The sequence below is a fragment of the Enterococcus sp. OL5 genome (genome assembly GCF_006491895.1).
In the GTDB taxonomy this organism is placed as follows: Bacteria; Bacillota; Bacilli; order Lactobacillales; family Enterococcaceae; genus Enterococcus_D; species Enterococcus_D innesii.
This window is the reverse complement of sequence record NZ_VHIL01000003.1, coordinates 251,302-263,422: the sequence shown is the minus strand read 5'-3', so window position 1 is coordinate 263,422 and position 12,121 is coordinate 251,302. Positions and strand designations below refer to the sequence as shown.

At 44.4% G+C, this 12,121-nt stretch carries 8 protein-coding genes; 7 read left to right on the top strand and 1 reads right to left on the bottom strand.

Going from position 1 to position 12,121, the window contains the following annotated elements:
* The first annotated feature begins 41 nt into the window (after window positions 1-41).
* The 6 genes from FJU10_RS05465 (at window position 42) to FJU10_RS05440 (ending at window position 10,374) form a co-directional block, all read left to right on the top strand.
* Window positions 42-995: an ABC transporter permease gene (locus FJU10_RS05465; protein ID WP_008379472.1), complete on the top strand. Its 954-nt coding sequence runs from the start codon at window positions 42-44 to the stop codon at window positions 993-995.
* Window positions 996-1,010: 15 nt separating this feature from the next.
* Entirely contained in the window at window positions 1,011-1,925 is a 915-nt protein-coding gene (locus tag FJU10_RS05460) for a carbohydrate ABC transporter permease (protein WP_008379474.1), read from the top strand.
* A 21-nt stretch (window positions 1,926-1,946) separates the two neighbouring features.
* Complete coding sequence (locus FJU10_RS05455) at window positions 1,947-3,599, top strand: extracellular solute-binding protein (RefSeq protein WP_061053315.1); 1,653 nt, start codon at window positions 1,947-1,949, stop codon at window positions 3,597-3,599.
* Between the two features lie 84 nt (window positions 3,600-3,683).
* A complete protein-coding gene (locus tag FJU10_RS05450) occupies window positions 3,684-6,731 on the top strand; it encodes an alpha-mannosidase (RefSeq protein WP_140965352.1) in 3,048 nt (1,015 codons plus the stop codon).
* A 6-nt stretch (window positions 6,732-6,737) separates the two neighbouring features.
* Window positions 6,738-8,993, top strand: coding sequence for a glycoside hydrolase family 3 N-terminal domain-containing protein (locus tag FJU10_RS05445; protein WP_140965351.1), 2,256 nt, complete (start codon window positions 6,738-6,740; stop codon window positions 8,991-8,993).
* A 4-nt stretch (window positions 8,994-8,997) separates the two neighbouring features.
* On the top strand, window positions 8,998-10,374 hold the full coding sequence (locus FJU10_RS05440; RefSeq protein WP_140965350.1) for a glycoside hydrolase family 1 protein: 1,377 nt from the start codon (window positions 8,998-9,000) through the stop codon (window positions 10,372-10,374).
* A 69-nt stretch (window positions 10,375-10,443) separates the two neighbouring features.
* Here FJU10_RS05440 and FJU10_RS05435 read toward each other — a convergent pair whose 3' ends face one another.
* Window positions 10,444-11,304, bottom strand: coding sequence for a MurR/RpiR family transcriptional regulator (locus tag FJU10_RS05435; protein ID WP_140965349.1), 861 nt, complete (start codon window positions 11,302-11,304; stop codon window positions 10,444-10,446).
* Between the two features lie 217 nt (window positions 11,305-11,521).
* Between FJU10_RS05435 and rpsO the strand changes: the two genes are divergently transcribed.
* On the top strand, window positions 11,522-11,791 hold the full coding sequence (gene rpsO, locus FJU10_RS05430) for a 30S ribosomal protein S15 (RefSeq protein ID WP_005228072.1): 270 nt from the start codon (window positions 11,522-11,524) through the stop codon (window positions 11,789-11,791).
* Window positions 11,792-12,121: the final 330 nt, after the last annotated feature.

Genomic DNA, 12,121 nt, shown 5'->3' with positions numbered 1-12,121 from the left:
CAATTCATGATAAGGCTAACACCAAGCAAGGAGGAGGAAGAATGGAAACAGCGCCAATCAGACAAACCGTTTCAGTACCTAAAACAAAGAAACAAGATATAAAAATGAAGATCAAGAAAAATCGGCAATTGTACTTGTTTGTGTTACCAGCATTTTTGATTATTTTGATTTTCTCTTATGGACCGATGTATGGAATCATTATTGCATTCAAGGATTATATGCCATCATTAGGGATTTTGGGCAGTCCTTGGGTTGGATTTAAACATTTTCAACGTTTCTTCGATTCCTATTATTTTTGGGAACTCATCAAAAATACTTTAGGAATCAGTATCTATTCATTGGTTGTCGGTTTTCCGCTGCCGATCATCTTGGCATTGGCTTTGAATGAGATCAAAGACGGCCCGTTTAAAAAAATTACCCAAACAGTCACCTATGCCCCAAACTTTATTGCTGTGGTGGTCATGGTTGGTATGGTCATTGCTTTCTTATCTCCCTCAACAGGGATCATCAATCACCTATTAGAATTTTTGGGTTTCGAGCGGATCAGCTTTATGACCAATCCCCGTTGGTTTAAAACGATTTATGTCCTGTCCGGAGTTTGGCAAGGAACGGGATGGGGGTCTGTGATTTATCTGGCAGCTCTATCTGGAGTCGATACGCAACTGCACGAAGCGGCAACGATCGATGGCGCTTCTCGTCTGCAACGCGTTTGGTATATCAATATTCCAACGATCATGCCCACGATGGTGATCTTATTGATCATGAGCTTCGGCAGCTTGATGTCAGTTGGGTTTGAAAAAATCATCTTGATGCAGAATCCTTTGAATATGCAATCCTCGAATGTGATTGCGACCTTTGTATACCAGCAAGGGCTGTTAGATGCGCAGTACAGTTTTGCTGCGGCAGTCGGCCTATTTAACTCACTGATCAATTCAGTCTTGTTGATCGTAGTCAATCATATCGCCAAACGTTTAAGCAACTCTAGTCTATTGTAGGAGGGAGGACCAAAAGTGAAAACAACTTCTTTAATAAAAGATACCCGTGCTGATAAAATCTTTTTGATCTTTGTTTATGTGTTTTTAGCAATTTCATTGCTGATCGTTTTATATCCGCTGATCTATATCGTCAGCGCTTCGATCTCAAATCCGCATCTGGTAAACTCTGGTGAAATGTGGCTTTTACCAAAAGGAATCACCTTCGAAGGTTATCGAACATTATTGGGCAACAGCAGTATCTGGCGTGGCTATTTGAACACGATTTACTATACAGTGTTAGGAACATCGATCAATCTCTTGGTAACCTTGCCTTGTGCCTATGCGTTATCGCGAGAGGATTTTTATGGGCGACGGGCCTTCACCAATTTTATGCTGGTTACCATGTTCCTGTCTGGTGGCTTGATTCCCAGCTATTTGCTGATTCGCAGCTTAGGCATGCTGAATACCGTTTGGGCATTGGTGATTCCAGGGGCCGTCTCAGTTTACAATGTGGTTGTTACACGAACGTTTTTTCAATCCACAATTCCGCGAGAGATGGAAGAAGCAGCGATTGTGGATGGTTGTTCCGATTTTCGGCTATTCATGCAGATCGTTTTACCATTATCAACGCCGATCATTGCGGTAATGGCTTTGTTCTATGGCGTCGGACATTGGAACAGCTTCTTTAACGCATTGATCTATCTTTCTGATCGATCGATGTACCCGCTGCAGATGATTTTAAGAGAAATTTTGATTCTTCAAGATATGTCTTCAAATACCGTCAGCAATGTGACTTCAGAAATGGCGAACATGCTATACAGCAAACAGCAACTCGCTCAAGTCATCAAGTACGGTGTCATGATCGTTTCTTCGTTACCGGTAATCATCGTCTATCCGTTCTTACAAAAGTATTTTGTCAAGGGCATGATGGTCGGTTCAATTAAAGGATAAAAAAATCAAAGGAGGAAGAAAATGGGATTAAAAAAGAAACTTTTAGGAATGGCGGGTGTCGCTTTATGCAGTACCCTCGTCTTGGGTGCCTGCGGCAATTCTTCAGATGAGGGAACTGGAGAAAAGAAAGAGGTTGCTATCAATCATGACAGCCAATTTCCAATCATCAAAGAAGGCGAAGAGCTGACCTTGAATATCATGGCACCAGGTGTGGGAATGGCCGAGTGGGAAGACATGCCGACGCTACAGGATTACCAAGAAAAAACCGGTATCAAATTGACTTATACGACACCGCCATCGGCTGACTTTAGTACGAAACTGAACTTAGCCTTTGCTTCCGGCGACTTGCCGGATATCGTTTACGGTGCTGGTTCGCAAGCACTGACGGCTTCGATGGAGATCGATTACGGTTCACAAGGGATTTTACTTCCTTTAGAGGAGTATATCACGCCAGAAATCATGCCAAATCTTTATGCACTGACGCAAGAAGATCCTTCTATTTTAAAATCGATCACCACGCCAGATGGGCACATTTACTCCTTACCAATGATCTCGCGGAATGCGACTTCAATCTGGTGGCAAGGCCCGATGTGGTACAACGGCACGTGGCTAGATAATTTAGGCGTATCAGAACTGCCGAAAACCACAGAGGAACTGCAAGAATTGTTGACGCGTTTCAAAGACGAAGATCCTAACGGAAATGGTCAAGCAGACGAGATTCCATTGACGGATGTCGATATGAACTCGACACGTGTTTGGTTGATGGCCGCCTTTGGCTTACGGACTCGCGGGATTCAAGTGGACGATGATGTGGTCTCCTACACACCGACATCAGAAAACTACAAAGCATTCTTGGAATACATGAATACACTGTACGATGAAGGATTACTGGATAAAGAAGTTTATGGACAGTCCGATGAGCAGAAAAAAGCGAAGGGTGAAAACAATCAACTAGGGCTTTTTGCCGACTATTTCAGCTTCTTTACTACTGGTCGTAGTGAGGCAGAGGCAATGAACGATCCGATGTTCCAACCGTTGACCTCTGAATGGGCACCAGAAGCCAAGATTCCTGGCAGTCCACGAATCTCCCGCGGAACTTTTGCATTGACCAATGTCAATCCTTCCCCAGAAGCTTCCATGCGTTGGGTGGATTACTTCTATTCGGAAGAAGGCACAAAATATATTGAACAAGGGCCAGAAGGTGTTCTTTGGGAGTACCAAGAAAATGCGGATGGCGAAAAAGTCCGGGTTTATGTGGATGGCATTGATACAGATAACACGGAAGACGAACGCGGTAAAATCACGCCGGCGTATGGATTGACTACACCAAACATTGTCATTGATACAACAGGTGAATACCATATACGCAAAACGGCTGATGAAGAACCAGATACTCGTTTTAGTGATTGGGTTGCACAAGAAACGGCAGAAAAGATGGAAGACATCGCTGAAGTACCATTCCCGCTACTGTATTTAACGATTGAAGAAAATGACAAAGTAGCAGCCACTGCCACTGATTTGACAACTTATGTAGAACAAATGGAAGCGAAGTTTATCACAGGTGTCGAGCCATTAGACAATTGGGACGATTATGTGAAAACGATCGAAGCAATGGGCATTGACGAATATGTCGAAGTCTATCAAACGGCCTATGACCGCTGGAAAGCAAACTAATATCATACGATAAGGGAAACGGGTCGAGACAATCAATCTCCACCCGTTTTTTTTCAAAAAATAGATAGAGGAGTCAAAAGAAAAATGAGAGTTATGCAGCCTTACGAGTTTGAACGCATCCGAAAAATTTTCTACAAATTAAAACAGTACCGTGTACGCTACCAACAGCCAATAGACCCGCTTTTTTTAAAGCAAGAGGATTGGGTACCGTATGAGCAAGGGAGTTATTTCGGAGAAAAAAACACCTATTATCAGCTGAAAGGCAGCTTTCAAGTTCCCAATGACTGGGTAGGGAATCCTTGTGTCTTACAAGTCTATTCAAGCCTCTCAGAGTGGGACAACACCACCAATCCCCAAATCAAAATTTATTTGGACGATACCTATGTCCAAGCTATCGATGTCAATCATCGAGAGGTCACTTTGGCTGAAGGATATCAACAAAAAGCAGTCAAACTGAAGATTGATCTGTTCTCGGGCCGTTCCGATAAACCATTCCCACTGCATATCAACTTATTGGCATTGGATCCTGTCGTCAATGAACTCTGGTTTGATTTTTATACGCTGTTTGATAGTTGGCGTGCCATTCGTGCTTTTGGCGGTGACGAAGCATTTTATCAACAAGTCCTTGGTCAAGTCGCCAATGTCTTGGATTTTCGTACGCCCTACTCAGCGGCATTTTATGAAAGTCTCGCAAAAGCAAAGCAGCTGCTTGCGTCATATTACTTACCAGCGCATACACCAAAACAAAAAGTGACGGCTGTCGGCCATACCCACATCGATCTGGCGTGGCTTTGGACGGCGCAGCAAGCAATTGAAAAAGGCGAGCGCAGTTTCCAGACGGTCTTGAAATTGATGGAGGAGTATCCAGATTACACGTTTTTTCAAAGCCAACCACAACTGTATCTCTCCATGAAAACACATTATCCTGAACTTTACGCTGCAATCAAAGAAAAAGTTCGAGAAGGAAGATGGGAAGTTGACGGGGCGATGTGGGTGGAAGCCGATTGCAATTTGACTTCAGGGGAATCGCTGGTTCGTCAGATCCTTTATGGCAAACGGTTTATGAAAGAGGAATTTCAAGTCGATAGCCGCATCTTATGGCTACCGGATGTCTTTGGTTATTCAGCCGCCTTGCCGCAAATTTTACGCAAAACAAATACGCCCTACTTTATGACGACGAAGCTGTCATGGAACCAGTTCAATCAAATTCCTTATGATTCCTTCTATTGGCAAGGAATTGATGGCAGCCGCGTTTTGACGCATTTTATTACCACCATCAGTGAAGGATACAGTCCAAGAGATTATTATACGACGTATAATGGATTGCTAGATCCGTATACGATCAAAGGCAGTTTTGAACGTTATCAGCAAAAAGATCAGCACGACGAAATTTTGATTGCCTATGGGTATGGTGACGGTGGCGGAGGCCCGACGAAAGAGATGCTAGAAGTCCAGAAACGGCTGCAAAAAACATTGCCGGATATGCCGACGATTACTGGCAATCATGTGGGGGGCTTTTTTGATCGACTGGCAGATTCTTTTAAGGAAAAATCTGGCCCAGTCTGGTACGGCGAATTGTACTTTGAATACCATCGTGGAACACTGACTTCGATTGGCAAAAACAAGAAGGCCAATCGCCAAGGAGAATTTTTCTTACAGACGATTGAAAAACTTTATAGTATTTGTGCAATCAATCGTTATCCGCAAGCTGAATTAGAACAACTTTGGAAACAGCTGCTATTTAATCAATTCCATGACATTCTGCCGGGAAGCTCGATCAAAGAAGTTTATGATCAGACGGATCAAGAGTATCAACAGCTCTTTGATAAAGGCTGCAAGCTGATCGAAGCTTTGATTCCAGCGGTGCAAGCAGCCGAAGCTACGTCATGGCATGTCTTTAATCCGCTGGGACAAGAGCGGACGGGTCTGGTCTATTTAGACGATCAGACAGGGATCAAAGAAGCTTACCTGACTCAGCGGACCTATGATGAACGGCTCTTAGTCAAAATTCCCGCCATGGCTGGATTGAGCTGCAAAACACTGACCCCTGTCTCAGCTGTGCCTCAATCAAAGCAAGTGGCAATGCGGCTGGAGGAATCGTTTGAAACGGTTGATTTTAAAGTGATTTTTGACGAACACTTTGACATCATCTCTTTATTTGACAAACGGCAGCAGCGAGAAATCGTGCCAAAAGGAGAGCGGTTGAATCAGTTAGTGGCTTACGAAGATCTGCCAATGGATTATGATGCGTGGGACATTGATATTTATTACCAGAAGAAGCCTTATCCTGTGAAGCAAGTTCTCTCAGCTGAGGTTGTTGAGCAAGGGGAGATTCGCGATACCTTGAAGATCAAACGTCAGTTTGAAGATTCTTTTATTACGCAATGGCTGCATTTTTACCATGGCACGGGAAGAATCGATTTTGAAACAGCGGTTGATTGGCACCAGCATCAACTGCTGTTAAAGGCATTGATGCCGATTGATGTTAACACATTGGAAGCAACGTTTGATATTCAATTCGGGCAGGTAAAACGGCCTGTGCATCAAAACACGACATGGGACCAAGCGCGTTTTGAGAGCTGTGGACAAAAATGGGTAGATCTCTCAGAAGGGAATTATGGGGTTAGTATTTTGACGGATTCGAAATATGGGTTCAATACGGATTATCAAAAAATCGGACTTTCTTTGATTAAATCGCCGATTGATCCGTATCCTGAAGCGGATCAAGGCCTTCATGAGTTTACCTATTCCTTGTACGCCCACGAAGGAACTTGGCAAGACGCGCAAACGATGGAAGAAGCTTTGGCATTGAATGTTCCCGTTCTAACCGTTCCAAGTGTGCCACAACTATCAGCAGAAGCTTTTCTAGCAGTCGACCAAAAGAATGTCTTACTGGATACGGTGAAAAAAGCCGAAGATGAAGAGGCACTGATCGTGCGGTTGTATGAATATCACAATCAAACCACCGCCTGTCAAATGCGCTGCCAGAAAAGAATCAAAAAAGCGGTTTTAACGAATCTTTTGGAAGAAACCGTCGCTGAACTGCCGGTCGAGCCGCTGGATGCCCAAAGCATCACAATCCATTTCCAGCCTTTTGAGATCCAGACCATCATGCTTTATTTAGAAGACTAAATAGAAATGGAGAAGCATATGATTGAGACACTTTTACGGCAAATGACATTGAAAGAAAAAATCGGCCAGCTGAATCAGCGTCTGTATGGTTGGGAAGTTTACGAAAAAAACAATGGAAAAATTATTTTAACTGAAACCTTTAAAAAAGAAGTAGCTCGTTTTGGCAGTCTTGGCTGGATCTACGGCGTCTTTCGGGCTGATCCTTGGTCAGGTAGAAATCAGCAAACCGGCCTGACGACCACGGAGTCCTATGAGCTATCCCTTATGATTCAAACTTATTTGCAGGAGCACACTCGGCTGGGGATTCCGGCCCTTCTCAGTGAAGAGTGTCCTCACGGTCACCAAGGTTTGGAAGCGACGACGTTTCCGGTCAATTTTAGTGTTGGTTCTAGTTGGAACCCAGAGCTGTATCAAGCGGCCCAAACCATCACTGCTCAAGAGATTCGGGCAAAAGGGGCCCATGTCGGCTTGGTTTCCGCATTGGACATTGCTAGAGATCCTCGTTGGGGGCGAACAGAAGAATGTTTCAGTGAAGATCCGTTTTTGACCAGTAGCTTTACCAAAGCAGCCGTCAGAGGGTTACAAGGATCAAAAGCAACGATTGAAAAACAGAACGTTTTAGCGGTGTTGAAGCACTTTGCTGCCCAAGGTGCAGGAATGGGGGGACACAATGCAGGGCCAGTGGCAATCGGTGATCGGGAATTCCGCGAGATCCATCTGCCACCAATGAAAGCAGGGATTGCTGCCGGGGCTTTGGGGTGTATGGCTGCATACAATGATCTAGATGGTATCCCATGCCATGCCAATGCTTATTTGCTGCAAGAGGTTTTACGAGAAGAAAGTGGCTTTATGGGAATTGTGATGGCCGATGGGTGTGGGCTGGATCGGATTGCTGACTGGCTGGGGAGCCACCCACAAGCGGCCGCCAAATCCTTGACCAGCGGTGTGGATGTTAGTTTATGGGATGAAGTTTTCCCAGTGTTAGAAGAAGCTGTCCTTGAGGGGCTAATTGCGGAAACGGCGATCGATGATGCAGTCCTCCGTGTGCTTCTTTTGAAAGAAAAACTTGGCTTGTTTAAAGAAGCAACGCCCCATGTTTCATTGCCCCGTAAAGAAAAGGCGCAACAAGTTGCCTTGAAATTGGCGGAGGAATCGATTGTTTTACTAGAGAACAATGGTATTTTGCCTTTGAAGAAAACGCGACAAAAGATTGCCGTCATCGGTCCTCACGTTAAACAGCTCTATCATCAGCTGGGGGATTATACGCCATTCAAGGAAGAAACAACATGTACGACCCTTTGGGAAGGCTTGACCAGTTTAAGTACGCATCAAGCTGACTTCTTCTACGAGAAAGGCTGCGAAATCTCTAGTGGCACACTGGCTCAACGAAGGCAAGCCTGTCAGATTGCAGAAAAAGCGGATGTCATCTTAGTGACGATCGGCGGCTCCAGTGCCCGTGATTTCACAACGGATTTTGACAAAAACGGTGCCGCCTTAAGGGGATCTCAGGAAATGACCAGTGGAGAAAACATCGACTTGGCTACCCTCGATTTGCCGCAATGCCAGTTGGATTTACTGTTTGCGTTGAAGAAGAGTAAAAAGCCGCTGATTGGGATCGTGATTTCCGGTCGACCGCATTGCTTAGCACCTTTGCAAGACTTGTTCGATGGGTTGCTTTACGCTGGCTATCCCGGACAATATGGAGGGAAAGCGATTGCTCGGATCCTTTTTGGTGAAACGGTACCTAGTGGAAAATTAGCAGTTTCTATTCCTGATACGGTTGGACAGTTGCCTGTCTGTTATAATTATCGCAACACAGCGTTTCAAAAAGACTACCTCGATCAAAAAGGCGCACCAGTATATGCTTTTGGTTATGGGCTTAGTTATGCCTCTTTTATTTGCAGCTCGGTTTCGGCTGAATATGCAGGAGAAGGCATTATCGTCAGTGGCACACTTAAAAATCATTCTACTGTGTCTGGTAAAGAAGTGGTCCAATGCTATCTAAAAGAGTATACAAAAGCATATGTGCCGAGGAAAAAAGTCCTATGCGGCTTTCAAAAAGTATGGGTGCCTAGACAAGGACAAGCAGCTTTTCAACTCGTGATCGGTGAAGCATCATTGCAGCAGCTGGCAATTTCTCTGGAAGAAACAACATCATTTTGTTTAGAAATCGAGGCAGCTGCGCAGCGGTATCAGTTTGCATTTCAACGATCCAACCCTGACCGCACGTGGCAGGTAATTCAGAAAGGAGCAAAAGAATGATTCAATTTCCAAAAACTTTTTATGGGGAGCGGCCGCGTCAGCACCGCAAACCGAGGGGGCCGCGGCGGTTGACGGCAAAAGTCCCTCTACATGGGACAAATGGTTTGAGTTGGAGCCGTCACGCTTTTACGATGGTGTCGGACCAAGCGACACCTCAAATACCTACTATCAATACCGGGAAGACGTAGCAAACATGAAGGCCATGAACTTGAATTCCTATCGGACATCGATTGCATGGACCCGCTTATTACCAGATGGAAAAACATTGAATCAAACAGCAGTCCGGTTTTATCGGGCATATTTTCAGGAAATGTTGGACCAAGGCATCGAACCGATCATTAATTTGTTTCATTTTGACATGCCTTGGTGGCTGATGGAAAAAGGAGGCTGGGAGGCGCGGGAATCCGTGGACCATTTTGCATTTTATGCAAAAACTGCTTTTGAACAATTCGGCGATCTAGTGAAAAAATGGGCGACCTTTAATGAACCGTTGGTGCATATTGAATGTGGGTATTATGGAGATGCTCATTGGCCGCAAGTGCGTGATTTCAAGCGGGCGATCCAAGTGGGTTATCATACTTTGCTAGCTCATGCGAAGGCGGTTGCTGAGTTTCGTAAACTCGCACTTCCTGATGGAGAAATCTGTATCATCTTAAATTTGTCACCTGTTTATCCAAGAAGCCAAGAAGCGGCTGATCGAGAAGCCGCTGAATGGGCAGATCTCTTGTATATTCGCAGTTTTTTGGACTGTGTCGTTTATGGACAATTTCCTGAAAAACTAACGAGCTTATTCAAGGAGCATCACTTGTCCCCTGAATATGAAGCAACAGATGCGGAAATTTTTCGTGAAAATACCGTAGATTTTATTGGTTGCAATTATTATCAACCGTTGCGGATCCAAGCACCACTTCCGCAAAATGCAGCATCCGGTCCCTTTGAGCCGCGTCAGTTATTTCGTGGGTACGATTGGCCAGAGAAAAAAATCAATCCTCATCGCGGCTGGGAAATCTATCCAGAAGGGATTTACGATATTGCGATGCGTCTAAAGAACGACTATCAAAACATGCCATGGTTTGTTTCCGAAAATGGCATGGGGGTATCTGAGGAAGAACGGTTCATGGACGCCATGGGGCAGGTCAATGATACGTATCGGATCGCCTTTGTTGAAGACCATTTACGTCAGCTGCATCATGCAATTGAAGATGGGTCACCTTGTTTCGGCTACCATATGTGGACCTTTATGGATTGCTGGAGCTGGTTGAACGCATATAAAAACCGCTATGGGTTTTATCGAGTGGATTTGAAAAATGACTTCAAGCGTTATCCCAAAGCGTCCAGTTTTTGGTTGGCAGAAGTAGCTGCCAAGAATGCCCTTGATTGATCAAAGTGTCCTTAGAAGAAAAAATACCGCAGGAAAACTTTCCTGCGGACTTCTTTGGCTATGAGTATTTTATAAATACTTCCCACGAAAATCGGCAATGGCTTGGCGTGAGGCATAGATATTGCGTGCCAGCTTTTCATTCTTACTTAAAAAGACATAGAAAAGGACATCGACCGCCAATAGGTGGGCGATAATCGAATTCGTAGCAGCACTACGCTGGTTGGCTTCTTTGGAACGGGACACTTGCAGGGGAACATCCGCCAATTTTGTTAACGGATTACTGCCAAAGCGGGTGAGTGATAGAATCGGGACGCCAAGGTTTTTAACGATTTCTGCTAAGTGAACCATCTCAGGCGTGTGTCCACTGTTGGAAATGACCCAGAGGAGACTTTTTTTCTCGTTTTTGACGAGTTGCGGCAACAAGAGATTGTAGTCATTTTCAAACACGACGATCTTGCCTAAACGAGTCCATTTTTGTTGGATATCTTGTGCGATCAATGAGGAAGCACCGATTCCGCAGACAAAAATGCGTTCACGAGTCGCGATCAGTTCAGCGGCAGCCAACATCAGCTGTTCTTCTAACAATTGGGCCGTCTCATTCATAGTCACCTGTGCATTGTGGCTTAATTTAGATGTGATGGCATGAAAGGGCTCATTTAATTCAACATCGGCATAGCCCAAGTTTTCATTGGCATTTTGGCGCAAGCCGGATTCCGCAGATAATTGTATTTTTAAATCTGTCAAACTAGCAAAGCCGGTTTTTTTCGCAAAGCGTACGACAGTCGGCGCACTGATCCCAGTGGCTTCTGCTAATTGACTCGCAGTCATCGACGGCACTTTTTCAGGATTGGCCTCCATGAATGCGAAGAGTTTCTTCTCAGAAAGCGATAATTCATTTTTCATGCTCTCGATTCGGGAAAGAACGCTCATCCTTACACTTCCTTTAGATAGAGTAGTATCCTAAGTATAACATAAGTTTTGAAGGAGCTTTCAAAAGAAACGAAAAGAATAGGTAGATAAACTTGCTTTTTTACTTAGAATCAAGTAAAGTAATTACGTGTGAAAAGCACAGTACCTGTTACTTGGTTTAACGAATCACCAACGTTTTACTCAGTCGCAGGGGAAAAAAGAAAAAGAGGTGAAAAACATGGCAATTTCAAAAGAACGCAAAAACGAAATCATCAACAAATTTGCACGTCATGAAGGAGATACTGGTTCTCCAGAAGTTCAAATCGCTGTTTTAACAGAAGAAATCAACCATTTGAACGAACATGCACGTATGCACAAAAAAGACCACCATTCATACCGTGGGTTGATGAAAAAAGTTGGACATCGTCGTAACTTATTAGCTTACCTACGTCAAAAAGACGTACAACGTTACCGCGAATTAATCCAAGCTTTAGGATTACGTCGTTAATCAAACAAAGAAAAGTGAGGTTCAACCCGAATCTCACTTTTTTGCTATGAATCACTGCGACTGGGCGGCGCAAGCCGCACAGAGCAGATGATGAATAGTACTAGGCGAGAGCAGCGAGCGTAGTGACCAAGCAGCGGAATCACTGCGACGGCATTGTCGGCTAAAACAGCTGATGCAGTCTGACAGGTGATTTCGAGCCATCTAAAAAGTGAAACACCGAAAGAGCGGCCTTTTGACTGGTGAATCAAAAAGCGTAGCTAAAAAGAATTTTGGGTCCTTGTAAGCAGCATCCTACTAACCAAATGAAAGCAGCGGAACGACATTCCGATT